General features: G+C 65.0%; 22 protein-coding genes and 1 pseudogene. 16 read left to right on the top strand and 7 right to left on the bottom strand.

Annotated elements, in window-relative coordinates:
- The first annotated feature begins 55 nt into the window (after positions 1 to 55).
- The 8 genes and pseudogenes from groL to KDG50_08630 all read left to right on the top strand — a co-directional run bounded on the left by groL (position 56) and on the right by KDG50_08630 (position 6,968).
- Positions 56 to 1,711 carry a chaperonin GroEL gene (gene groL / locus KDG50_08595; GenBank protein ID MCB1865478.1) on the top strand — a complete coding sequence of 552 codons (1,656 nt, stop codon included), beginning with the start codon at positions 56 to 58 and terminating at the stop codon, positions 1,709 to 1,711.
- A 388-nt stretch (positions 1,712 to 2,099) separates the two neighbouring features.
- Entirely contained in the window at positions 2,100 to 2,786 is a 687-nt protein-coding gene (locus KDG50_08600; GenBank protein ID MCB1865479.1) for a hypothetical protein, read from the top strand.
- A gap of 170 nt (positions 2,787 to 2,956) precedes the next feature.
- Positions 2,957 to 3,088 (top strand): annotated as a pseudogene (locus tag KDG50_08605) (transposase).
- A gap of 293 nt (positions 3,089 to 3,381) precedes the next feature.
- A complete protein-coding gene (locus KDG50_08610; protein ID MCB1865480.1) occupies positions 3,382 to 3,936 on the top strand; it encodes a hypothetical protein in 555 nt (184 codons plus the stop codon).
- A gap of 118 nt (positions 3,937 to 4,054) precedes the next feature.
- The gene (locus KDG50_08615) at positions 4,055 to 4,261 is read left to right on the top strand and encodes a type II toxin-antitoxin system VapB family antitoxin (GenBank protein MCB1865481.1); all 207 of its coding nucleotides are present in this window, start codon (positions 4,055 to 4,057) and stop codon (positions 4,259 to 4,261) included.
- The gene (locus KDG50_08620; protein MCB1865482.1) at positions 4,248 to 4,616 is read left to right on the top strand and encodes a type II toxin-antitoxin system VapC family toxin; all 369 of its coding nucleotides are present in this window, start codon (positions 4,248 to 4,250) and stop codon (positions 4,614 to 4,616) included. Before KDG50_08615 ends, KDG50_08620 begins: the two co-directional genes overlap by 14 nt.
- Before the next feature lie 269 nt (positions 4,617 to 4,885).
- On the top strand, positions 4,886 to 5,512 hold the full coding sequence (locus KDG50_08625; GenBank protein ID MCB1865483.1) for a class II aldolase/adducin family protein: 627 nt from the start codon (positions 4,886 to 4,888) through the stop codon (positions 5,510 to 5,512).
- Positions 5,513 to 5,540: 28 nt separating this feature from the next.
- Entirely contained in the window at positions 5,541 to 6,968 is a 1,428-nt protein-coding gene (locus tag KDG50_08630; protein MCB1865484.1) for a hypothetical protein, read from the top strand.
- Between the two features lie 222 nt (positions 6,969 to 7,190).
- Here the strand turns inward: KDG50_08630 and KDG50_08635 are convergent, their stop codons facing one another.
- The 3 genes from KDG50_08635 to KDG50_08645 all read right to left on the bottom strand — a co-directional run bounded on the left by KDG50_08635 (position 7,191) and on the right by KDG50_08645 (position 10,578).
- The gene (locus KDG50_08635) at positions 7,191 to 7,364 is read right to left on the bottom strand and encodes a hypothetical protein (protein ID MCB1865485.1); all 174 of its coding nucleotides are present in this window, start codon (positions 7,362 to 7,364) and stop codon (positions 7,191 to 7,193) included.
- Between the two features lie 81 nt (positions 7,365 to 7,445).
- Entirely contained in the window at positions 7,446 to 9,764 is a 2,319-nt protein-coding gene (locus KDG50_08640) for a fused MFS/spermidine synthase (GenBank protein ID MCB1865486.1), read from the bottom strand.
- A 13-nt stretch (positions 9,765 to 9,777) separates the two neighbouring features.
- The gene (locus KDG50_08645; protein ID MCB1865487.1) at positions 9,778 to 10,578 is read right to left on the bottom strand and encodes a hypothetical protein; all 801 of its coding nucleotides are present in this window, start codon (positions 10,576 to 10,578) and stop codon (positions 9,778 to 9,780) included.
- A gap of 292 nt (positions 10,579 to 10,870) precedes the next feature.
- Here KDG50_08645 and KDG50_08650 point away from each other — a divergent pair, with 292 nt between their 5' ends.
- The gene (locus KDG50_08650; protein ID MCB1865488.1) at positions 10,871 to 11,632 is read left to right on the top strand and encodes an FkbM family methyltransferase; all 762 of its coding nucleotides are present in this window, start codon (positions 10,871 to 10,873) and stop codon (positions 11,630 to 11,632) included.
- 15 nt (positions 11,633 to 11,647) lie between these two features.
- On the opposite strand, the gene KDG50_08655 is transcribed toward KDG50_08650, so the two are convergent.
- From KDG50_08655 to rfaP, 4 genes are all read right to left on the bottom strand, one after another.
- A complete protein-coding gene (locus KDG50_08655) occupies positions 11,648 to 12,877 on the bottom strand; it encodes a glycosyltransferase (protein ID MCB1865489.1) in 1,230 nt (409 codons plus the stop codon).
- A gap of 70 nt (positions 12,878 to 12,947) precedes the next feature.
- Positions 12,948 to 13,610 carry a class I SAM-dependent methyltransferase gene (locus KDG50_08660; protein ID MCB1865490.1) on the bottom strand — a complete coding sequence of 221 codons (663 nt, stop codon included), beginning with the start codon at positions 13,608 to 13,610 and terminating at the stop codon, positions 12,948 to 12,950.
- A 7-nt stretch (positions 13,611 to 13,617) separates the two neighbouring features.
- The gene (locus tag KDG50_08665; GenBank protein MCB1865491.1) at positions 13,618 to 15,129 is read right to left on the bottom strand and encodes a hypothetical protein; all 1,512 of its coding nucleotides are present in this window, start codon (positions 15,127 to 15,129) and stop codon (positions 13,618 to 13,620) included.
- Positions 15,126 to 15,944: a lipopolysaccharide core heptose(I) kinase RfaP gene (gene rfaP / locus KDG50_08670; protein MCB1865492.1), complete on the bottom strand. Its 819-nt coding sequence runs from the start codon at positions 15,942 to 15,944 to the stop codon at positions 15,126 to 15,128. The genes KDG50_08665 and rfaP overlap by 4 nt, the downstream gene beginning before the upstream one ends.
- Before the next feature lie 124 nt (positions 15,945 to 16,068).
- Here rfaP and KDG50_08675 point away from each other — a divergent pair, with 124 nt between their 5' ends.
- From KDG50_08675 to waaC, 7 genes are all read left to right on the top strand, one after another.
- Positions 16,069 to 16,704: an SGNH/GDSL hydrolase family protein gene (locus KDG50_08675; GenBank protein ID MCB1865493.1), complete on the top strand. Its 636-nt coding sequence runs from the start codon at positions 16,069 to 16,071 to the stop codon at positions 16,702 to 16,704.
- A 96-nt stretch (positions 16,705 to 16,800) separates the two neighbouring features.
- Positions 16,801 to 17,247, top strand: a complete 447-nt coding sequence (locus KDG50_08680; GenBank protein MCB1865494.1) for a DUF302 domain-containing protein — start codon at positions 16,801 to 16,803, stop codon at positions 17,245 to 17,247.
- 51 nt (positions 17,248 to 17,298) lie between these two features.
- Positions 17,299 to 20,079, top strand: coding sequence for a bifunctional [glutamate--ammonia ligase]-adenylyl-L-tyrosine phosphorylase/[glutamate--ammonia-ligase] adenylyltransferase (gene glnE, locus KDG50_08685; protein MCB1865495.1), 2,781 nt, complete (start codon positions 17,299 to 17,301; stop codon positions 20,077 to 20,079).
- Between the two features lie 13 nt (positions 20,080 to 20,092).
- Complete coding sequence (locus tag KDG50_08690) at positions 20,093 to 21,022, top strand: branched-chain amino acid transaminase (protein ID MCB1865496.1); 930 nt, start codon at positions 20,093 to 20,095, stop codon at positions 21,020 to 21,022.
- Positions 21,023 to 21,040: 18 nt separating this feature from the next.
- Entirely contained in the window at positions 21,041 to 21,262 is a 222-nt protein-coding gene (locus KDG50_08695; GenBank protein ID MCB1865497.1) for a zinc-finger domain-containing protein, read from the top strand.
- Positions 21,263 to 21,302: 40 nt separating this feature from the next.
- The gene (waaF, locus tag KDG50_08700) at positions 21,303 to 22,304 is read left to right on the top strand and encodes a lipopolysaccharide heptosyltransferase II (GenBank protein MCB1865498.1); all 1,002 of its coding nucleotides are present in this window, start codon (positions 21,303 to 21,305) and stop codon (positions 22,302 to 22,304) included.
- Positions 22,305 to 22,317: 13 nt separating this feature from the next.
- A complete protein-coding gene (gene waaC / locus KDG50_08705; protein ID MCB1865499.1) occupies positions 22,318 to 23,361 on the top strand; it encodes a lipopolysaccharide heptosyltransferase I in 1,044 nt (347 codons plus the stop codon).
- Positions 23,362 to 23,382: the final 21 nt, after the last annotated feature.

The raw sequence follows: 23,382 nt of genomic DNA on the forward strand, positions 1-23,382 counted from the left end.
TCGGTCCGCGCCGTTTCCACCCCATCCCCTGAAGATTTCATAGAGGTAGTTTGCAATGGCTGCAAAAGACGTCCGATTCAGTGACGACGCCCGCTCGCGCATGGTGCGTGGCGTCAACATCCTCGCCAATGCGGTGAAGGTGACCCTGGGCCCGAAGGGCCGCAATGTCGTGCTCGACAAGAGCTTCGGCGCGCCGACCGTCACGAAGGACGGTGTCTCGGTCGCCAAAGAGATCGAACTGGCCGACAAGTTCGAGAACATGGGCGCGCAGATGGTCAAGGAGGTTGCCTCGCAGACCTCCGACGCCGCCGGTGACGGCACCACGACCGCCACGGTGCTGGCCCAGTCGATCCTGCGCGAGGGCCTGAAGGCCGTCGCCGCGGGCATGAACCCGATGGACCTCAAGCGCGGCATCGACCGCGCGGTCGGCGTCGTCGTCGAGCGCCTGAAAGACATGTCCAAGCCCTGCGAGGACAACAAGGCCATCGCCCAGGTCGGCACGATCTCGGCGAACTCCGACGACTCGATCGGCTCGATCATCGCCGAGGCGATGGAGAAGGTCGGCAAGGAAGGCGTCATCACCGTCGAGGAAGGCTCCACCCTGGAGAACGAACTCGACGTGGTCGAAGGCATGCAGTTCGATCGCGGCTACCTGTCGCCGTACTTCATCAACAACCAGCAGAGCCAGCAGTCCGAGCTCGACGACCCGTTCGTCCTGCTCTACGACAAGAAGATCTCCAACATCCGCGAGATGCTGCCGGTGCTCGAAGGTGTGGCGAAGGCCGGCAAGCCGCTGCTGATCATTGCCGAGGACGTCGAGGGCGAGGCCCTGGCGACCCTGGTCGTGAACTCCATCCGCGGCATCGTGAAGGTCTGCGCCGTGAAGGCGCCGGGCTTCGGTGACCGTCGCAAGGCCATGCTGCAGGACATCGCGATCCTGAGCGGCGGCCAGGTGATCTCCGAAGAGGTCGGCCTGTCGCTGGAGAAGGCCTCGCTGGAAGATCTGGGCCGTGCGAAGAAGGTGCAGATTTCCAAGGAAAACACCACGATCATCGACGGTGCCGGCGACTCGACCGAGATCAAGAACCGTGTCGAGCAGATCCGCAAGCAGATCGAGGAAGCCACCTCCGACTACGACAAGGAGAAGCTCCAGGAGCGTGTCGCGAAGCTGGCCGGCGGCGTGGCCGTCATCAAGGTCGGTGCCGCAACCGAGGTCGAGATGAAAGAGAAAAAGGCCCGCGTCGAAGACGCGCTGCACGCCACGCGTGCCGCCGTCGAGGAAGGCGTGGTCCCCGGTGGCGGTGTCGCGCTGGTGCGTGCCATCTCCGCGCTCGACAACGCCAAGGGCGACAACACCGATCAGGATCGTGGCATCTCCATCGTGCGTCGCTCCATCGAGGAGCCGCTGCGCCAGATCGTCGCGAATGCCGGCCTCGAAGGCTCGGTCATCCTCGACAAGGTCCGCGCCGGCGAAGGCAACTACGGCTACAACGCCTCGACCGGTGAATTCGGCGACATGGTTGCCATGGGCATCCTGGACCCGACCAAGGTCACCCGCACCGCGCTGCAGAACGCCGCGTCGGTCTCTGGTCTGATGATCACGACCGAGGCGATGGTCAGCGAAGCGCCGAAGAAGGAAGAGCACGGTAGCGCCGTGCCGGGCGGCGGCATGGACGACATGGGTGGCATGGGCGGCATGGGCATGATGTAAGCGCCCGTCGTCTGCCCGCTCATGCGGGCAGACGAACCTGCTTCACCACACGAAAGCCCCGCTCCGGCGGGGCTTTTTTGTCGGCGAGGTCATTGATAACTGCGCGCTAAAATATTCGATAAACGTGGTCTGTCCCCAATAATTTGTGTCCCCAATAATTTGTAATTTGTAATTTGTAATTTGTAATTTGCGCGGCACTGACCCCGCCACAATTCCGATACCCGCGCCCCGGTCCCCGACGCTCCCAAATCGTTTTGACATCCAGAACCCGCGGACCGATGTATGCAAGGTGACCGACCCGGGCCTCGCTGGCATCTGTCGAAACTGGATGGTCCAATAGGAGGGTCGGCGGAATTTGGCTCGCCGGATCAGCACAGGGGTACATGAGATGAAAAGGCTGCTTTCAGCATTCTTGCTGTCTTGCGTCGCACCGGCGGCGGTTGCCGCACCGATCGGATTTACGTTCAACGCCGGACCGGTCGTCTTTGTCGAACTTGGCCCGGTCGATCCGGAGGTCGCAGCATTCCAGGGATTCCAGCTGGGGGAATCCGTACTGGTGACCTTCGCGATCGACGATGCGACACCGGATATCGACCCGATCGATCAGCGCGGAGAGTTCGAGGACCCGACCGGCACCATCACCCTGACTGGAGCCATCAGCGGCACGACCATCGCGATGCGCCCGGGCGTCAATATCCAGCTCGACTCGGTGTTCGAGTTTGACCTGCGAAATATTTTAGTAGGACCCGTGCTGCACGTCTTCGAGCTATTCGACGACACCGATTTCCTGTCGGTCCACCCGATTCTGAGTGACCCGGATGATCTGGCCGTCAGCATCGCGGAACTGGCCAGCCTGCTGGACCCCCAGGGCCATTTTCTCGGCCTCAATCTCGCCTTGGGCTCCACCGCCGCCGTCGGCACGCTGGATTCCCTCGGTGCGTTTGTCGCACTCGAATTCGGCCCGGTGGCCTGGGTGCCCAGCGCACCGGCACCTCTGCTGCTGTTGCTCGGCCTTGCGGCATTGCCTTTTTTTGGTAGTCGCGCGGCGAGCTTGTTCCCGTCGTCCGCGGGCTAATCCCTCGCCGGCAGTTCCCGACGCGCGTGAGAATTTGAGGCGCGCTTCGCGTCGCGGCCGGTCGCCGAAGAGTAGAGTTTGAGATTGGGAAATAACTGGGGACAGACAACGGTTTTTCTTGGACTTTTCACGAAACCGTGGTCTGTCCCCATTGTCCAACAGCCTGCTAGCGCTTCGGACGTGCATTGAACCTGAACGTGCACTTTCACATGCTGTTTCTCGATGGCGTGTATGTCGAACAGGGTAGCGGGTGCCCGCGTTTTCGCTGGGTCAGGATTCCCAGCGGCGCAGAATTGGACGAGGCGCCGAGCACCCGGCCGAGCCGTCGGCTACTTGTAAGCGACCAAGCCGGCGCTGCGCGCGAACTACCGCGAGTGGACCCCAGCAACAGCTTCAATCCGGGGATCGGTCAAGATGTCCAGGCTCCGGGGATACACCGAGACGGATGCCGGACCCGACGGCCTGCCGACGGAGCGGTCCAGGCCCTGAGGCGTGTTATCCTCCCGGCCGTCGGTGCCAATGCCCGAAAGCACCGCCGGTCGCGGGCACTTCGCGCCCCCGCACGAACCGGTTCGCCGACAAGGGTCACCACACCATGAAAAATCCGATCCGACGCCTCCTTCTCCTGACGTTGCTTCTCACCCTCTGCCGCTCCGCCAGTGCCAACATCATGTGGGACTGGAGTGCCAATGGCGGCCAGGATCACGGACGCTTCGTCACCACCGGTGACGTCACTGGGGGCACGGTTGCCGCCGGCGATTACGTGATCCTGGAATTCTTCATGGACAAGACCAGCGTGGTGGCGCTGCAGTCACTGGAGGGCGGCAGCTGGCCGGGAGGTCCATTCAATCTGTTCAGCGGACCCGACCTCGGGATGCTTTGGGACGGGTCGGCGGTGACCCAGTACTATCGCGACAGCGGTGTAAGCACAAACGGGTTTGGGTTCGCCACATCGCCTACCGGTGGCTACACCTTCCCCTACTGGGTATTCGATGTCGGGCTCCTGATCATCGCCGACGATAGTGGGCCCGGCGCGACCTTCAACTTTACCGATCAAACCACCACTCCGGACCTCGTGCCCACGCCGCCCTCCTTGCTACTCGTGCTGGCGGGCATGTTCGCACTGCGACGCCGGTTCAGGGCCGCCTGATCGCAACCCCGTGCGGCCGGCAAAGGGGTCCGGCAAAGGGGTCAGGGCAAAGGGGTCAGAGCCCTTAAATTGACTGCGTCCACTTGTGGATGCATACAATGATGCTTATATTGTATGCATGAGAACGACACTGAATATCGACGACAGCTTGCTGTCCGAAGCGGGGCGCCTGACAGGAATTCGTGAGAAGACCGCGCTGGTCCGGGCAGGGCTGGAGGCCCTGATTGCTCGGGAAAGTGCGCGCCGCCTGGCGGCCCTGGGCGGTTCCGAGCCAGATCTGAAACAAGTTCCACGCCGCAGGGAAGCCTCGGATGCTGCTGGTTGACACCTCCATCTGGGTCGACCACCTGCGCCAGGGCGAACCCCGACTGGTGGCGCTGCTGGAGCGCGAAGAAGTGCTCATCCATCCGTTCGTTATTGGCGAACTGGCCTGCGGCAATCTAAGTAACTGCCAAGAGCTGCTTTCCCTGTTGGGCGAACTGCCCGCGATCAACCCGATTACGCACGATGAAGCGCTTGCGCTGATAGAGCATCACCAACTCATGGGTCGTGGCCTAGGCTGGATCGATATTCACCTCTTAGGCTCGGCTATGGTCGCAGGGGCTGGCTTCTGGACTCGCGACCGTCGCCTGCGGGAGGCGGCCGACAATCTGAACGTGGCTGCCCCGATTGGTCCTTGATATCAGCGCCTTCCCTTAGGGAAGCTCTGATCATCCATCCAGGGTTGCCAGAGCAGCGAAAACGAAAAAGCGTGATTTTTCGTTTTCTCGAAATTTCAACGGCATGCAGCCGTCGCAAACGGCGTCCCTTGCTTGTGCCGCGAAAAACGCCGAATTGATCAGAGTTTCCCTGGGGAATACCCTGAGCGAATCTGGCTTGATCAGAGCTTCCCGAGTCAGGTTGCGCGTGACGGTTCGCCAGATCTGCCACCCGATTCAATCGAAAAACGATGCAGACAGCGGACGGCGTCATCAAATTCCGGTTGCACCACGAGTCGGCACCCGCTCTCGCGTTGCCAGCCGTCGCGTCGCTGCTGAACTGGTTCCGACGCTGCCGCGAACGCGGTCTGGTCGGGCAGGATGGCACGCGCTACGACGGCGCGGCCTATGGAAACCTGAGCATTCGCTGGCCCGATGGCGGATTCGTGGTCACCGGTTCGCAGACCGGCGGACTCGAATCCATCGGGCCGGAACACCTGTGCCATGTTCTGCGAGTCGATGAAAAAAATAACAGCGTGCGGTCGCGCGGCCCGATACCGCCGTCGTCGGAATCGATGACGCATGCGGCGATCTATCGCTGTCGACCGCAGGTGCAGGCCGTGATTCACGTCCACGCGCCAGCACTATGGCGATCGGCGGACGCATTGCATTTGCCGGTCACAAGCCCCGACGTCCCCTATGGCACGGCTGAGATGGCGGCCGAGACCGAGCGCATTCTGGCGCAGCATCCGGCGCTGCCCGGCGGTTTTGCGATGGGCGGTCATGAAGACGGCGTGCTCGCCTACGGGCGCGACCTGGCGGAAGCTGGCGCCTACCTGCTGGGGCTGGTAGACGACCCCGGGAGAGTCGGCGATTGAACCACGCCCGTTCACCCGGAATTGACTCGTGCGCAACGACGCCACGGGATTGTCTCAGGACATGCTGATGCCGACATCGCGTGCGAATCTGACGACGGTAATCGCGGGCGCGCTCGCAGGTGGGGCCTTGCTGTGGTCGTTGCTCCCACAGTTCTTCTCGTTTGACAGCTATGCCTACATTGCCCTCGGGATGCACCCGCAGGGGCATGCACTTCGACAACCCGGATTCGGCTGGATGCTGCTTGCTTTGGCGCGCTTCGCCAACCTTCAGCCGTGGCTGAATCTGAACGACTTGCTGTTGGGGTGGCACAGTCTGTTCTTCGGCCTGATGGCCCTGTGGGTGAAACAGCACTGGCGTACGACCAGCACGACGGGCCGCATTGTGCTCGTGGTGTCGACACCGCTTGTGATCGTGGCGACGATGTTCGTCGCGAACGGGTTTTGGGCGGAGGTGACGGCATGGACCTTCGTGCTCTTGCTGTGCTTGGTGTTGAGTCACGAGCGGGGCAATCGAGGCGCGAGGCTCTGGGTGATGCTGTTCGGTCTGGTCCTGCTGGCGACGATGGCCCGCCGACAACTGATGATCCTGCCGTTGGCGCTGCTGGCCACGATGCTGACGGCGAACCTGTCCAAACCGGCCAGGCGGTCGGGATTGATTGGTGTCGTGCTGCTGGGAACTGCGGTGCTCCTGGTTCACCAGCAGAAAGACCAGTACTTCGTCCGGAACTTTCCGGAAGACCCCTACGGTCGGGCATTCTTTCCGGATCTGGTGAAAAAGAGCCTGCAATGCCGGCTCAAATGCGATCTGGCGATGTACGAAACCGATTGCAGCACCGAGCAGGGCCGCGCGCTCGTGGAGCGCACGCAATGCCATGAACTGGTTCAGTTCATGACCAGTCTCGGGCCGCCGCGAGTCGAACAACCCTCCGTGCTCGCCGCCATTCGTTACGCCGGCGCCGAGAAGACGCTACGCTGGCTCGCGCAGGCGCCGCTGGACTATCTGGGCGAATTTTATCCGCACCTCGAATACCAGGCATTCGGATTTGATGCCGGCCACAGCCTGTTGACCGAACACGCCGATACGCGCGCCGTGTACGCGCAAGCGCTGGATCCGGGGCCGCTGACACCGTCTGCGACCATGCGGAAACTGATCGATCTGAACCGCTGGCTCTACGAGCATGCTGCCTTTCATGTGATGACGGCGCTTTCGGTCTTTCTCGCCCTGTTCGCATTGCTTGAACGATCCGGCCGGAACATCACCAGCGTCTTTCTGGCCTGGTTCATCGTCGGCACTTATCTGACCTTTGCGTACTTCCAGCCGCAGACCCCACTGCGCTACCTGTTACAGGTCATACTCCCCGGCTGGTGGTTGCTGCCACGCGTTTTCGAACGACGACACGCTCGCACTGCGCGCGCATCAAACAACGCTGGTGAGGGGCTGAGGCCCGCTCTGTAAACGGACCTGATTTTCGGGAAGGCGGTGCTCCGAGCCCGGAGCCCGGCAATCATCGGGACCGTTGCGTGCGCCGCGCACGGGGCTCGGCTGATCGTTGCCGAGCGTCCCGCCGCGTTGCGCGGTATCAAGGCCGCGGTTGTCGCGCCGGGATCAGCGTAACCGCGCGTGATGGCTGTCGATCAGGCGCGGCGCGGAGACAGGGCTCCGCGTCGCGCCGGGTGCTCAACGTTTGCGGAAGAAACGTACCGCGAGCACGGCCGCCAGCACGCCGAGTACCGTGAGCGCGACGGGAGAGTCGACCGGTACGGACTGCTCGACCACCTTCTTCTTCATCTCCGCGAACGCGGACAGCGGCAGCAATGTGGTGCCGGCCACGAGCAGGAACTTGTTGATCATCTGATCCTCCAACGGAAAGCGAATCACCCGGATTCCGGGTGTACCCCAAAACGCCGCAACCATAACGGAACCCCGCACGCATCACAACGACGCGGCCCGGTCGGCCTGATGACTGCCTGCCTGATCGCCCCCGAAACGTTCGGGGCCAAGCAACCAGGTGCGCAGATACAGCGCCTCGAAAAGGTTCGAGTAGTCATCGGTCCAGACGCGATGCGTGCCGCTGCCTACGGCTGGCAGAGCTCGCCAGCCGTCACCCTGCGCAACACCCGGCAGGTCGGCTTCCGAGTGTACGATGACGACCCATTTCGAGGCCGATATCTCGTCGGCGGATTGCGCGGCGGTCGGCGTGAATTCACCGACCCGTCCGGCCAGCCCGAGAGAATCGATCAGCCGCGCCAGGACCGGTTCGAGGTCCACGTAGTTGTTCGTGATCTGGAACATCAACAGGCCGCCGGGCGCGAGTTTGTCGAGGTACATGCCGAGCGCCTCGCGGGTCACCAGATGCATCGGGATCGCATCGGAGGTGAAGGCGTCGAACACCAGCAGGTCGTATGCGCCATCGGTCGCCTGCGCGAGTTTGAGCCGTCCGTCGCCGAGAATGATCCGCGCCTGCGGGGCGCAACGATCCAGAAAGCTGAAGTACCGCGTGTCACGGGCGATTTCGGCCATGAGCGGATCGAGTTCATAGAACGTGATCGACTGGCCCGGGCGGACAATGCAGGCGAGCGTGCCCGCCCCAAGGCCCAGTACGCCGATGTTGCGAATGCGGCCCGCAGCGTGCATTGCCTCAACGATCTGACCAAGCGGCGCCGCGTGGTGGTAATAGGTGGCCAGCTCCGTGGCGCGATCCGGTTGCAGGCGCTGGGCGCCGTGCACGGTACGGCCATGCACCAGGTAGCGGATGCTGCCGTCGCCCTTGTCGACCACCGAGTACACGCCGAAAAAACTGCGGTCGCGCAATTGCACTGCACCCGCAGTGCTGGACGCATGCGCGGTCGCCAGCAGCGGCAGCAGACCGAGCGCGAATCGGGCCGGATGGTTGCGAAACCGGTCGAGCACCACGGCGATCGCGGCGAAGAAGACAAACACGCCAGCGGCGCCGAACTGGTCCGGATTCAGCGCCGGGAATGCACGCGGAAGCAGAAAGAACACCGCCAGCAGCGCGGGCAGTGCGAAATCGAGCCACGAGAGTCGGGTCATGGCGCGCCCCGATGACGCCCTCGCGCGCGGTCTCAACAAAGCGGCGAGCAACACGACCAGCGGGTACTCGTATACACCATCAAAAGCCAGCGGGGCGATGACTGCGCAGAACACCCCGCCGAGCAGACCGCCGACGGAGATCCATAGATAAAACTCTGTCAGATCGCTCACGTGCGGGCGCAGCCGCACGAGTTCACCATGGCACACCATCGCCGTCAGAAACAGCACGGCGAGGTGCAGCACCAGCCGCATCCAGCCGTCGTCGATCGCCCAGAAGATTGCCAGGGCAATGAACGCCCAGGCCTGGAGTTCCAGCATCCAGTGCGCCTTCAGCCACTGCCGCCGCGCGAAGACGAACACGAACGAAAGCAGGAACAGGGCCAGCGGCACGACCCAGATAAACGGAACCGCGGCAACATCGGTGCTGATATACAGCGTCACGGCCAACAGTAGCGCCGACGGCACGAAGGCCAATGCAAGCCAGCGCAAACGTGTTGGCCAATCGGGTGGCACCCGCGCGGCCCGCGCGCCGGTCACATCCACCGCAGGCCGCTCCGGACGGCTCGAGCGAATCATCCACCCGCCACAGATCGCGATCACCATCAGCAACAGCGCGTAGCCCAGGGCCCATGCCAGGTTCTGCTGATCCAGCCCCAGCGCCGGTTCGACGAGCACCGGATACGCAAGCAGGGCCAGGAGCGCGCCGAGGTTGCTTGCGGCGTAGAGGAAATACGGGTCATGCGCGTGCCGATGACCGCTGCGGGCGAACCACCGCTGCATGAGCGGCGCGGTCGCCGAAACCGCGAAGAACGGCAGGCCGATCGACAGCGACAGATGCCCCAGCAACCAGAGCGCGGGCTGCGTCGTGATCTCGGCGGAACCGGCGTCGGGCCGTGTTGCCGGTAGGCTCGCCAGGGCGAGCAACAGCAGCACGACATGAACAACCGGCTGCATCCACGGCGTTACGCGTGTGGATAACAGATGCGCGTAGAGGTAGCCCAGCAGAAGCACGGCCTGAAAGAACATCACCGCCGTGATCCACACGGCCGGCGACCCGCCCAGGGTCGGCAACACCAGCCGCGACACCATTGGCTGGATCATGAACAACAGAGCCGCGCCGAGAAAGATGGCGAGCGAGAACACAAAAACCATGGCGCGGCCGCCGGCCGTGGATGGGTTCACGATGTCATGGACTGCCATGGCGCGATGAGATTCAGTACCAATGCAATTCGAACAGGGAATGGCGCTCGGGATAGAGCAGGGCCGCGAGCACCTTGAAGGCCAGCAGATGGATCACGTAGACCTCCAGTGTCCGTCGCCCCGTGAGTTTGAGCACCGCGGTCATCGCCGTGGGCAGCGCAGCGGTGAGTCTCGCATAGCGATGTGACTCGAACAGGCCGAGCAGCAGACCGATGGCAATGACACCGGCCGCCATGGTCAGCCCATCCAGCAGGCTGAACCGAAAGTACAGCTGTTGATAACCGATGTAGGCCAATGCCGACAGGGGCATGAAAACGCGAACGCCCGGCGCTCCCCTCGAATCGCCGGATCGATGCCGCACCGCATGCCCATACAGCGCGAACAGCATGCCCAGCGCGCCATATTCGAATGCGAACAGGCTTGGCCATACCAGTGCTGTAAGCAATACCGCGGTCACCAACATCCGGCCAATGCCGGGAAATGCAAAGTCCGCACACGGTATTTTGCACAGTCGCGCGACGATGATCGTCACCAGCACGCTCAGGGGGAAAATCGGCTCGCCGACGACAAACGATGAAGCGGCGAGCACCACCGCGCCGGCCACAAGTGTCCACGGGATCGTGCGCGTGTTCGAATAGCCGACCAGAAACAGCCAGATCGGAAACGATATCCGTCCGAAGATTCGCCAGCCGGCCTGCTCCGGAAAGAAGTACGCGCCGACATGATCGATCAGCATCAGGATCAACGCCAGCGTCTTCAGAAGATCGTAGGACGTCAGATCGTCCGGAAGAACGGCAGCGGGCGTGTGTTGCATGACTCAGAAAATGTGGGGTGACGGGCCGGAGCGGTTGCGGCGGAATTCGGACGGTACCAGAATGCGCGGCGCCCGGAGTGCTGAGTCCGACCGGCTGTCAACCCGCACGCCTGGCGTGATCACGCAGGCGTCCGCCCGCCAGTCTATTCGAAGCGCGGGCGGAACTCGTCGTTCCGATATACTTCGCAACCCGGCCGTCAACCGCTCAGTTCAACATGCGGACGAACGCGGACCGGTTCATCCGATCCACTGCTCGGTCCGCGCCCACCGCCCGAAACAGCGACGCTGAAACATGAATCTCTCCGGCAGGATGAAACAGGCGATCGAGCGCCTGACGGGCACACGGATCTTTCGGTTCCCGCCGCGCGGGGTCGACATGTTCCACGACATCGCCGCGGCGCTGCCGATGTTCCGGCCGAGCATTGTGTTCGACGTCGGTGCAAACGTTGGCCAGTCCGCGCGGTTGTTCCTGGATCACTTTCCAGATACGACCATCCACTGCTTCGAGCCGTCCACGGACAATCATCGCAAGCTGCGCAACCACCTCGCCGGAACCGGGCAGGCACACTGTCATCGAATCGCGCTCGGCGCCGCGAAGGCCGACGGGACCATGGTGCTGCAGGGCATCCCCGAGATGTATTTCCTGCGCGAACAGTCCCGCGAGCAGCCGGACGCCGACTCGCCCACCGAATCCGTAACGATCGACACCATCGACGCATTCTGCGAGCGGAACGCGATCGAGCGCATCGGTTTCCTGAAGATCGACACCGAGGGCAGTGACCTCGAGGTATTGAAGGGTGCAACGGATTCGCTCGCCAGACAGTCGATCGATCTCGTTCTGGTCGAGGCCGGAATGAGCCCGACCAATCAACGACACGTGTCGTTCGAAAACCTCAAACAGTTTCTCGAGTCGCACGAATACTATCTGTTCGGGATCTACGAACAGATCCATGAATGGACCACGCGGGAACCGCATCTGCGACGCACGAACCTGCTGTTTCTTTCCAGAGAAACGCGAAGAATGAATCAGAAAGGCAGGAGGCTGGACCGCTAGGGATCGTCATTCAATTTAGGCCCACAAGGCCCGATAGATCGCCAGATATCTGCCGGAGACCGCCTCGGTAGAACACTCGCTGAGCGCGTAGCTTTTTGCGCGACTTGCATATTCGTCCCTTGCCTCGAAGAGCGCGAATATCCGCTCAATCTCGTCGGTGGACAATGCCGTTTCATCGCCCACGACCACGCCCAGCTCGTTGTCGCGCACCAGGCCCGCCACGCCGGAGGCCCGTTCGTTCGTGACGACCGCCAGGCCCGCCGCGAGGTATTCGACGGTCTTCACGCTCAGACGCGGATCGGGCTGCGCCATGAAGTTCAGGCCGGCGTCCATGCACGCCAGATATCCGGGCACCTCGTCGAACGACGCGCCCACCACCCGGTGCCGGCGCTCGTCGATCCCGTGCGCCGCCATGACCTTGCGTAGCACCCGCTGATCTCGCGTTACAAACAGAAAGCAGGCGGGCCGCCCGGACTTCGCGATCGAACGCATAAAACCGGCGTAGGCGTTCGGGTCGTTCCAGAATCGCAACCCCAGACTGCCCACATAACCAAACACGAACGCGTCCGGATCGATGTCCAGTTCATGGCGAATGCGGGTTCGGTCGGCAGCCGCGCTCGTGAACCGTGCCGTGTCGACGTTGTTGCCGATGACATGCACGCCGGCCGACGGCACACGCGCAAGCAGACTCCGGCCAAACGCCTTCGAGGTGGCCACGACTGCGTCCGCTCCACGCAGAAGCCGCAGTTCCACCGCCTGCCAGTACCGGTGTGTGCGGCCGCCCCGTTTCATTCGCCCGAGCGTGACGCCTTCCTCGGGGAACGGCGACCGCGGATCGAAGACCACCCTGAGATTGGGGCGTCTCGACTTGAGTCGAACGCCCGCGAGTGCAATCGGATAGGAGCGGAAGTGAACGACGGCACTGGCGCGCCGTTCGATCAGTCGTTTCAGCGTACGCACAACGCGGCCGATGACCAGCGGACCCTGGACGGGGCGATAGAACTGCCAGTCCAGGCGACGTGCCGTCCAGCCGAGGAACCCCACCGGTTCCACCACGAGCCCGACAGAATCCGGCAGCGCTTGTCGCAACAGTCGCCCAGCAGGTTTCGCATCTTCCGGTCTGGAAAAATAAACGAAGGTGAGATCGACCTCCTGTCGGGCAAACATCGCACAGATGTCCAGCACCTGACCACGCAACAGCGGCGAAGCCAGGTCCTCCATCCAGACAACGTAATAAACCTTCACAATCAGGTTCAGGCTGGGCTGCAGAGCGCGTCGCAGCGCCAGAGGCGAACCACGCGATGCAGCGCGGGTTTCAATCGCGCACCAGCAGCATCTGGTAGCGCGACAACTCGACGCGCCAACCACGTTCCAGCATGTAGGCGATCACGAGCTTACCCTTGCCGCCGCCGCGTATGCGGCAGTCATCGATCAGCACGATGCTGTTGGCGTGCAACCGCGCCTCGATCGCCTTGAATTCGGCGAGGTGATGCGCCTGGCTCGCCTGCTGCACGGCCGGATCGTTGCGGTCATAGTCGAAGCTGTCCAGATACAGCAGGTCCACCGCTCGGTCGCACTGCGCGAGGTAGGCGACCGAATCCGAGGTCACGAACTCGACAAACTCCCCGAGGCCCAGCTGCGCGACCGCGGCCTGCGCCGCCGAGATGCTGGCGGGGTCGATATCGACGGACACCACGCGCGCATGGTGTTGTTGCGCCCATGCGGCGAACACGATCGTGGACGCGCCGTCCGATTTGGATTTGGCGAGTCCCTCGCGCGCGACGCCCGTTTCGAGGATGAAACGCCCGCCACGCGCTTCGAGCAGATCAAGTGCGCGACGAAAGGTGTCGCGCCGCTTGCCGAAGTTGAACCGCGCGGGCAACAGGGGCGCCAGCGTCTTCCAGCGTGAACGCCGGTACAGCCGATAGCCGATGTATGCCGCCACCGCCACAAGCAGCACGGCAATCAATAGTCTCACCAAGACATCACCCCTTGTTGTTTCCTGGACCGGCGGCTTCCGCCGAGCCGCCATTCAGGAGTGTTTCGAACTGCCGCAGCAGTTCTGGCCGATCCCGCCAGTTGGCGAGAAACCGGCGTCGATCCCGCGCGCAGCCGCGTCGCGCGAGCCAGCCAAACCGCGGTTCGCGCATCGCATCCAGATCGAGGAGCAACACGTCATCGCGGCAAATCAGAAAATTCGTCGCTTTCATATCACCGTGCACAATGCCATTCATGGACAGCAGTTGCACCAGGTCGCACAGCCGCCTGGCAACCAGCGCCTCGTCGGCGTTCATCGCGCGGTCAAACGCGAAGAATTCGGCTGCGTTCTGCGCATCAACCCATTCCGCGAGAAACCATGCGCGCCGCGTGAACGGGCCACGCTTTTCCACGATCGCGGCGATCGGCGCCGGCGTCGCAATGCCATGAAACAGCAGCCGGTGCGCGTTGCGCCAGGATTTGAGCGCACGCGACTGGCGCAGCGCCAGCTTCAGTCCATGCAGTGCGTTTTTGATGTTGTAGCGTTTCACCGCGAGCACTCGCCCCAAGAGCTCGCGCGTCCAGATCGTGCAGGTATTTCCCTGTTTGAGCATTCGCGCGCCATCCGGTGGTTGTTCGATTGCGCTCAAGTTCAGTTCGCAACCGGGATCCGCGCCGTCAAGTTTTCTCACATAGATGCGTCGCAGGTCGCCGTTGCGATCCACCTTGATGTCTGTGCAATTGCGGAACATCTTCTTCAGATGTCGCCGTGTGGATTCGCGCCGCAGCCGGGCCGTGTGGCGCTCGATTGCGGCGATCGCCTCGCGGTTGGTGAAAAACCCCGTCGCCTGTGCGTAGCGCTGGAACAGCTGCGGCACCGCGGACAACATGCGCAGCGGCAGCAGCGCAAAAAATGCGGCAAGGTTCTGGCTGCGGGTGTGCCGTGACAACCGCCCGTGCATGCGCACCCGCGCGCCATCGATCGAATAGACTTTGCCGTCGGCGAGCAGAAAATTGCCCAGGTGCATGTCGTTCTGGACAACCGCCGCGTTGTGGTTGGCGGCGACATGGTCGACAAGATCGGAGAAGATCGCCAGCCGCTCCCCATCGCTCGTCGCGTTCTGCAGGGCAGAGCGGGGCGTCTGCGCATCGGCGAGCCAGCTGGCCACCAGCACGAACGCGGCCGTTCCGTCGACCGGACCGGAGTGCAGCACCGACGGCGCGGAAATGCCGGCCCTCGCGAGGGTCGCGTAGCCCCGATCCTCGCGACGCCAGTTCTTGCGTGCACCGTCGCCGTAGAACAGCTTGATCAGCACGGGTTCATCGTGCCAGCGCCCGGCGCCGACCAGTCGCTTGCCGGGCAGCCAGCGCAGGGTTTCGGTGAATTGCAGTTCTCCGGTTCGGCCGGCGGCCTGCCCGACCGGCACGCGGAAGGGTGCAACGAGATGTTCAGGAGAAACGTCACGCGTCAGCGGCATGTTCGCCGGTCGACCGGCCGACGTGAGTGCGGTGATGGTCAAGGCAGTTTCGGCGCGTGGCCGTACATCTTGCGATACAGGGCGATCGCGCGACGCTCTACATCGGACCAGAATGGGCAGTCGCCACCGAGCGCATGACGCAGCGGCCGACCGGTAAAACGCACGATGAAGCGCAACAGGTCGCGTCGTGTAATGCCGAAGTGCATCACGGAGAAATACAGACTGCCGAGATCCTTGACCAGCCAGCGTCGCGGTGTCTTGCCGCGGATCTGCACACGATGCAGATCGATCAGATATACACGCGGCGGTGCGCCACGTCTCAGGCCCTCGATCGAATCACGCGCGAGCAGAAAGTGCCCGAGGTAGTAGTCTCGATGATTCATGCCGCCGAGCAGCATGCGCCGCGAGATCGCCGCGAGTTCGTCAACTAGCGCGCGCTTTTCGACGAACGCCGGCGGGGTGTCACGCCACTGCTCGCAATAGCGGTCCAGTGCAATCGTGTCCTCGAGGGCCCGGGTTACGACCAGCGAGCGCTGGGTCAGCGGATTTCGCCCCTTGGCGCCGTAGGCGACCATCTCCACGGTCGGGATTCCGGAGGCCCGGAAGCGCTGGATGGCGGTCCATTCCGTGCGGGCACCGATGACCGGCAGTCGCAGGTAGAAGAGGTTCTTCAGGATCTCCCTCACGCGCGCGCCGCGATGTGTCTTGACGTAGAAGAACTCAGCGCCGATCTGCGCACGCACGGTGCGGCGACGGTCCTGGTGACGAACGACCTCGCCGTCCAGCGCCATGAAATAGTCAATGGTCGCGCCATCGCGCGGCAGGGTCTTTTCAAACGTGTCGTCGAGCCACAGCATGGGTCTGTGCAAACCGCTCGTGGAAACCTTCGGGGATGGCGGGCATGCCGGGCCGTGGCATCGTCGATCAATGATACCGTAGCGCCTTCCGCGGCCCGAGCCGCACCGCCCACCCCGACGGCCCATGCGACTGTTTCGCACCCGCCCCAGGCGCAAGATCCACACCTTCGGCGACAGCCACTGTCACGCTGGCTGGAAGAAGGTGCGTTCGCGCTCGGTGGAAGTGCATACCCACCGGCTGGGGCCCAGGCTGATGCACAGCTTTGGGAAACTCGGCCTCGAACTGCTTGACCTCGCCGATTATCGACTGGACGCCGACGACGTCGCCTGTTTCTGCTTTGGCGAGATCGACTGCCGCGGACATGTGCAGCGACTTGCCGAGACCGACCACGAATCGGTCATCGACCAGGTCGTCGATGCCTATTTCGACGCCATCGAGCTGAATCGGGCGCGCACGGCCGCCAGGACCATCGCCGTCTACAACGTGGTCCCGCCCGTGCACCGCGACCGGGTCTGGGAGGACCCGGCGTTTCCGTTCCTCGGATCGGACGCCGAACGCTTGCACTACGTCTGCTACATGAACGAGCGACTGCGCGCCGGATGCCGCGCGCGTGGGCTGGTGTTCGTGGACGTTTACACTGACTACAGTGATGTGGACGGTTTCCTGGACCCGCAGCTCAGCGACGGCAAGATTCATATCCGCAATCCCCGACCCTTGACGCGGTTCCTGGAACGCCACCTTGGCGTGCTGAAAAATTGAATCCCGCGCAAGCATCCCCGGTCCCGGCCGGTCTCCTGTCATTCGCGCGCTGCGCCCCAAGCGGTCATCGCAACCACCCAACCCGGAGGTAGCCCCATGTTCCGTGCACTGCTGATCGCGGCCCTGGTCTGCATCGCGACCACGGCCCGCGCCGGTGACTACATCACCACCGAAAGCCCCGACGACGTGCAGACCACCTTTGACCGACTCCAGAAGGCGCTCGGCAACCGCGGGCTGAAGGCCTTCGTCGAGGTGGACCACGCAAAGGGCGCCGTCAATGTCGGCCAGACCCTTGCCCCCAGCAAGGTGCTGATCTTCGGCAACCCCAAACTCGGCACGGCCCTGATGCAGATCAACCCGGAGATCGGCGTGGACCTGCCGCTGAAGATGTCGGTCTGGCAGGCCGCGGACGGGCGCACGCGCGTCACGTATCGGTCGGCCGATTCGCTCGCCGCGGCGCACGGCATGGACCCGAACGCACCGCCGTTCAAGCAGATGACCCTGGCGCTGGCCGCGCTCGCCAAGGCAGCCGCCGGCATGTGAGCGCCGGCCGGGGATTGCCCCGGCGCAGCGGCGGTGGCAGGCTCGCGGGCCATGTCGCCGCTGTCGCAGACCGACCACGAACAGATCACGGCCCGCGTATTCGCGGCGAGCGATTTCGCGCGCCGCACGGCCGAACGCTGGCCGGAGATGCTCGACGGGCTTCGCGCGAGCGGCGCGTTGGACGCGCCGCGAGCGCCGGGGACGATCGCCGCCGAGGTCGCGCACGCCTGCGTGGAGGCCGGCGACGAGGAGCAGCTTGGCCGCGCACTGCGGCTCGCGCGCCAGCGCGAGATGCTGCGCATCTGCTGGCGCGACATCGGCGGCCTGGCGGAACTCGATGAGATCCTCACCGACCTGAGCAACCTCGCCGACGCCTGCGTGCAGACCGCGCTGGCGCACCACCGCCGGCTCGCCGCGGCGCAATGGGGTGAGCCGTTCGACGATCGCGGCGCGGCCGTCGACCTGATCGCCATCGGCATGGGCAAGCTCGGCGGCGGCGAGCTGAACTTCAGCTCGGACATCGATCTGATCTTCGCCTACCGCGCCGACGGCGAGACCTGCGGCGGCCGCCGATCGACCTCGAACCACGAGTACTTCACGCGCATCGCCAGGGCCGTGACCGTGACGCTGGAAAGCCCACGCGCCGAGGGCTTCGTGTTCCGGGTCGACACACGGCTGCGTCCGTTCGGCCTGAGTGGGCCGCTCGCGGTCAGCTTTGCGGCGCTGGAGGAATACCTGCACGGCCAGGCGCGCATGTGGGAGCGCTACGCCTGGATCAAGGCCCGTGCGATTGGGGCGCGCGCCAGCGATCAGGCCCTGCTCGACGCGATCGTGCGACCGTTCGTCTTCCGGCGCTACCTCGATTTCTCGGCAATCGAGGCGATCCGCGACATGAAGCGCATGATCGAGGACGAGTACCGCGACCGTCGCATCGACGACAACGTCAAGCTCGGCCGCGGCGGCATCCGCGAGATCGAGTTCATCGGCCAGGTCTTTCAGCTCATCCGCGGCGGTCGCGAGCCGACCCTGCAGGCCCGTCCGATCCGCGCCGTGCTGCGCCGGTTGGCGCGGCTCGGCCTGCTGGACGAGGCCGTGGCCGACCGGCTGGATACGGCCTACTGTCTGCTGCGTCACGTTGAGAACCGCCTGCAACAGGTCGACGACCAGCAGGTCCATGTGCTGCCCGCCGACGACACGACGCGCGCGCGTATCGCGACCGCGCTCGATCACCCGGACTGGACCGCGCTGCTGGCAGCCCTGGATGCCGCGCGCGCTGCGGTGCACCGGGAGTTTGCGGCGGTGTTCTCGACCGATACCGACGCCGCCGCAGCGGACCGGTTCGCGCGGGTCTGGACCCACCCGCAGGAGGCCGGCAGCGACGCGGAACTGGGCCACGCGGGATTTCGCGATCCGCCCGCCGCGCGCGAGCGCATCGGCCAGCTGCGCGGCTCGGGCGGCTTCCGGGTGCTCGGTCAGACCGGCCGTGCCCGGCTCGATCACCTCGTCCCGGCGCTGATCGAGGAGGCCGCCGCCACGCCGGATCCGGACGGCGCGCTCGAGCGGCTGCTCGCGGTCATCGAGGCGATCGGCGGGCGCAGCGCCTACCTGGCGCTGCTGTACGAACATCCGGCGGCGCGCACCCATCTCGCAAGTCTCGTCGGTCTGAGCCCGTGGATCGCGCGCGAGATCGCCCGCCAGCCGATCCTGCTCGACGAATTGCTCGATCCGCGCCGGCTGTACGCGCCGGCGACCGACGACCGGCTCATGCGCGAGCTGGTCGCGCATCTGGCCGCGATCCCCGAGGATGATCTCGAGGAGCAGATGGAGCGGCTGCGTCAGTTCGCCCATGCGCAGATGCTGCGGATTGCCGCTGCCGACATCACCGGCGCGCTGCCGCTCATGAAGGTCAGCGATTATCTGAGCGCGCTGGCCGAGGTCATGCTGCGCTACGCCCTCGCGCTGGCCTGGACCGAGCTGACCGAACGCCATGGCGTGCCCGGATTCGAGGTCGATGGCGTTCGCCGCGACGCACAGTTCACGATCGTCGCCTACGGCAAGCTCGGCGGGCTGGAACTCGGCTACGGCTCGGATCTCGACATCGTGTTCCTGCACGACAGCACCGGCAGCGCGCAGCACACGAACGGCGAGCGTAGCGCGGAAAACGCCGTGTTCTTCACGCGCCTCGCGCAGCGGATCATCCACATCCTGACCGCCCCGATGCGCTCGGGCACGCTCTACGAGGTCGACACGCGCCTGCGGCCGAACGGCAAGTCCGGCCTGCTGGTGTCGAGCTTCGACGCGTTTGCGCTCTACCAGAACGACAGCGCCTGGACCTGGGAACACCAGGCCCTGATCCGCGCCCGCCCGGTCGCGGCAATCGGCCGCCCCGAGCCCGCCTTCGCGGCGATCCGCGATGCGGTCCTGCGCCGCGAACGCGATCCGCGGAAGCTGCGCGAGGAGGTCGTCGAAATGCGCTCGCGCATGCGTGCCGAACTCGACCGCAGCACCACCGAGGACTTCGACCTCAAGCAGGGCCACGGCGGTATTACGGACATTGAGTTTATGGTTCAATATCGCGTTCTGCGTCACGCTTTCGAGCATCCTGAGCTCACGCGCTGGACCGACAACATCCGGCTGCTGGAGACTCTGGCCGGATGCGGTCTGATGCCTGCCTCCGACGCCGGACGGCTGGCCGAGATCTACCGCCGGCTGCGCGGCGACATCCATCGCGCCAGCCTGCTCGACCGGCCGGTGCTGATCGACCCCGGGGCGCATGCCGCCGAACGGGCGTTCGTGCAGGCGCAGTGGCAGGCGACTTTTGAGACCCCTTGAACGGTAACGACCCTTGGCGAAACCCCCATTCGACGATCGCGACGGCGTGATCTGGTTTGACGGCAGGCTCGTGCCCTGGCGCGAGGCGCGCGTGCACGTGCTCACCCATACCCTGCATTACGGCATGGGCGTGTTCGAGGGCGTGCGCGCCTACCGCACGGAATCCGGCACGGCGATCTTTCGCCTCGGCGACCACACCCGCCGCCTGTTCGGCTCGGCGCACATCCTGGCGATGGAACTGCCCTACGACCAGGCGACCCTCAACGATGCGCAGCGTGCCGTGGTGCGCGAGAACGGCCTGGAGGCCGCCTACATCCGGCCGATGTGTTTCTACGGCTCGGAGGGCATGGGTCTGCACGCCGAAGGCCTCAAGGTGCACTGCATGGTCGCGGCCTGGGCCTGGGGCGCGTATCTCGGCCAGGAAGCGCTGGAAAAGGGCATCCGGGTGCGCACCTCGTCGTTCACGCGCCATCACGTGAACATCACCATGTGCAAGGCCAAGGCCAACGGCAACTACATGAACTCCATGCTGGCCGTCACCGAGGCGCAGCAGTGCGGCTACGACGAGGCGTTGTTGCTGGACGTCGACGGCTATGTGGCCGAGGGCAGCGGCGAGAACATCTTCATCGTGCACGACGGCGCGATCTATACGCCCGAGCTGACCTCGGCACTGGACGGCATCACGCGCCGCACGATCTTCGCGCTGGCCGCCGAGATCGGCGTGCCGGTGCATGAAGCGCGCCTGACCCGCGACGCGGTCTATGTCGCCGACGAGGCGTTCTTCACGGGTACGGCCGCCGAAGTCACGCCGATCCGCGAACTCGACGGCCGAACCATCGGCAACGGCGGGCGTGGCCCGCTGACCGAGCGGCTGCAATCGATGTATTTCGACCTCGTGCACGGCCGCCGCGTGACCCCCGAGGGCTGGCTCACGCCGGTCTGATTCAGGACCCCTACGACCATGCCTGCCACGAACGATCGCAGTAACGGTTCGAAGCGGCCCGCCGGCGACAAGGGCGCGGCGCGTGTGCGCTATACCGTAAAGCGTTCGGAACTGCCGCTGTACTGCCCGAACGAGAACATGCCGCTGTGGAGCGCGCATCCGCGCGTCTACCTGGCGATCGAAAAGACCGGCAGCGCGGCGTGCCCGTACTGCGGCACCGAATACTCGCTGGTTGACTGACGCCCGCACGCTGGTCATCGGTCCGGCCTGGATCGGTGACATGGTCATGGCGCAATGTCTGTTCGCGGCGCTGCGCGAACAGGCGCCGTCCACCCCGATCGACGTCGCCGCCCCGGCCTGGACCCGCGCACTGACCGGGCGCATGGCCGAGGTCGACGCCGGCATCGATCTGCCGTTCCAGCATGGCCAGGCCGCGCTCGCCGCACGCTGGCGCATGGGTCGCGGTCTGCGCGGTCGCCATGACCGGGCGATCGTGCTGTCGAACGCCTGGAAGCACGCGCTGATGCCCTGGGCGGCCGGCATTGCGAAACGCACCGGCTACTGGGGCGAGGCACGCTGGCCTCTGCTCAATGACGGCCGGCGCCTGGACCGGCGCCGCCTGCCGCGCACCGTCGACCGCTTTCTGGCCCTCGCCCACCCCGACGGCGCCTACGACCCCGCCATCGCGCCGGACCCGGTCGCGCGCCTGCGCGCCGATCCGCAGGGGGTCGAGACCGCACTGGCCGGACTCGACCTGCTGCGCCCGGTGCGACTGCTCGCGCTGTGCCCGGGCGCCGAGTACGGCCCGGCCAAGCGCTGGCCGGCCACGCATTTCGCCGACCTTGCCCGGCACTACGCCGCGCGCGGCTGGAGCGTCTGGCTGTTCGGCTCGGACAGGGACAAACCGATCAGCACGGGAATCGCCGACCACATCGCGGCCCACGGCGGCATCGACGGCGACGGCGAGGTGATCGATCTGACCGGGCGCACGACGCTCGCGCAGGCCATTGATCTGCTGTCGCTCGCGACCGTGACGGTCAGCAACGATTCCGGGCTCATGCACGTCGCGGCCGCGCTCGGTCGGCCGGTGGTCGCGCTGTACGGCTCGTCCGACCCGGGCCACACGCCGCCGCTGTCCGCGCACGCCACCGTGCTGCGGCTGGGGATGGAATGCAGCCCGTGCTTCAAGCGCGACTGCCCGCTGGGTCACACCCGTTGCCTCGTGGATCTCGCGCCCGCGCAGGTGATCGCGGCGGTCGCCGCCGCCGCGCTCGAGGACTGAGGAATCACGTCCGGTGAAGGTCCTGCTGGTCAAAACCTCCTCGCTCGGCGATCTCGTGCACACCCTGCCGGCCGTCACGGAAGCCGCACGCGCGATTCCGGATCTGACGCTGGACTGGGTCGCCGAAGAGGCGCTTGCGCCGATCCCGGGCTGGCACCCGGCCGTGCGCAGGGTCATCCCGATCGCCTATCGGCGCTGGCGGCTCGAAGGCCTGTGGCGATCCAGTGCACGTCGCGAGATGCGCGCGTTCGCACGCACTCTGCGCGAGGAACGCTACGACTGTGTGATCGACGCCCAGGGTTTGCTGATCAAGAGCGCCTTCGTCGCCACGCTGGCGCGCGGGCGAGTCTGCGGCTGGCCAGCGGGCATTTCGCGCGAGCGCGCGGCGACCTGGCTGTATTCGCGCGGCGTGGATATCGGCGAGGAGCGCCATATCATCGAGCGCATCCGGCTGCTGTTCGCCGGCTGCCTCGGCTATACCAGCGGCGAGCGTGGCGCGTTCGACTACGGCCTGCGCCCGCCGACGACGCCACGCCTCGACGAACGCCGGCTGGTGTTCCTGCACGGCACGACCTGGGCCAGCAAGCTCTGGCCCGAGGCGTACTGGATCGACCTGGCCCGGCGCGCGATCGCGGCCGGATTCGACGTGCGCCTGCCCTGGGGCAGCGATGCCGAGAAGGCCGCGGCCGAACGCATCGCGGTGGCGAGCGGCGCGCGCGTGCTGCCGCGTCTCACGCTCGATGGCGCCGCGCGGGAGATCTGCTCGGCGCAGGCCTACGTCGGCGTCGACACCGGGCTCGCACACCTGGGCGCGGCGTTCGATGCGCCCGGCGTGATCCTGTTCGGCTCCACGGCGCCGGACCGCGCCGGGGCGCTCGGCGTGCGCCAGGTGAACCTCAAGGCGAACTTTGCGTGTGCACCCTGCCTGCGCCGCGACTGTACCTACCCGGGCGTACGCGACGTCGATCCACCGTGCTTCGGCAGCGTCGATCCCGGCCGGGTCTGGGGTGCGCTGCAGGCGGTCCTGCGCGAAGCCGAGGCCCATGCGCAGGGTTGAACCGCAGTGGCCAGCCGGCCG

The organism is Chromatiales bacterium, from assembly GCA_020445605.1.
In the GTDB taxonomy this organism is placed as follows: Bacteria; Pseudomonadota; Gammaproteobacteria; order JAGRGH01; family JAGRGH01; genus JAGRGH01.

Bases quoted from the DNA above. Each gene is read 5' to 3' on its own strand.
- KDG50_08640 (MCB1865486.1), bottom strand. From the start codon at position 9,764: ATGGCAGTCCATGACATCGTGAACCCATCCACGGCCGGCGGCCGCGCC.
- KDG50_08620 (MCB1865482.1), top strand. From the start codon at position 4,248: ATGCTGCTGGTTGACACCTCCATCTGGGTCGACCACCTGCGCCAGGGC.
- KDG50_08675 (MCB1865493.1), top strand. From the start codon at position 16,069: ATGCGACTGTTTCGCACCCGCCCCAGGCGCAAGATCCACACCTTCGGC.
- glnE (MCB1865495.1), top strand. From the start codon at position 17,299: ATGTCGCCGCTGTCGCAGACCGACCACGAACAGATCACGGCCCGCGTA.
- KDG50_08650 (MCB1865488.1), top strand. From the start codon at position 10,871: ATGAATCTCTCCGGCAGGATGAAACAGGCGATCGAGCGCCTGACGGGC.
- KDG50_08680 (MCB1865494.1), top strand. From the start codon at position 16,801: ATGTTCCGTGCACTGCTGATCGCGGCCCTGGTCTGCATCGCGACCACG.
- KDG50_08645 (MCB1865487.1), bottom strand. From the start codon at position 10,578: ATGCAACACACGCCCGCTGCCGTTCTTCCGGACGATCTGACGTCCTAC.
- KDG50_08625 (MCB1865483.1), top strand. From the start codon at position 4,886: ATGCAGACAGCGGACGGCGTCATCAAATTCCGGTTGCACCACGAGTCG.
- groL (MCB1865478.1), top strand. From the start codon at position 56: ATGGCTGCAAAAGACGTCCGATTCAGTGACGACGCCCGCTCGCGCATG.
- KDG50_08695 (MCB1865497.1), top strand. From the start codon at position 21,041: ATGCCTGCCACGAACGATCGCAGTAACGGTTCGAAGCGGCCCGCCGGC.
- KDG50_08615 (MCB1865481.1), top strand. From the start codon at position 4,055: ATGAGAACGACACTGAATATCGACGACAGCTTGCTGTCCGAAGCGGGG.
- KDG50_08600 (MCB1865479.1), top strand. From the start codon at position 2,100: ATGAAAAGGCTGCTTTCAGCATTCTTGCTGTCTTGCGTCGCACCGGCG.
- KDG50_08635 (MCB1865485.1), bottom strand. From the start codon at position 7,364: ATGATCAACAAGTTCCTGCTCGTGGCCGGCACCACATTGCTGCCGCTG.
- rfaP (MCB1865492.1), bottom strand. From the start codon at position 15,944: ATGCTGTGGCTCGACGACACGTTTGAAAAGACCCTGCCGCGCGATGGC.
- KDG50_08610 (MCB1865480.1), top strand. From the start codon at position 3,382: ATGAAAAATCCGATCCGACGCCTCCTTCTCCTGACGTTGCTTCTCACC.
- waaF (MCB1865498.1), top strand. From the start codon at position 21,303: ATGGTCATGGCGCAATGTCTGTTCGCGGCGCTGCGCGAACAGGCGCCG.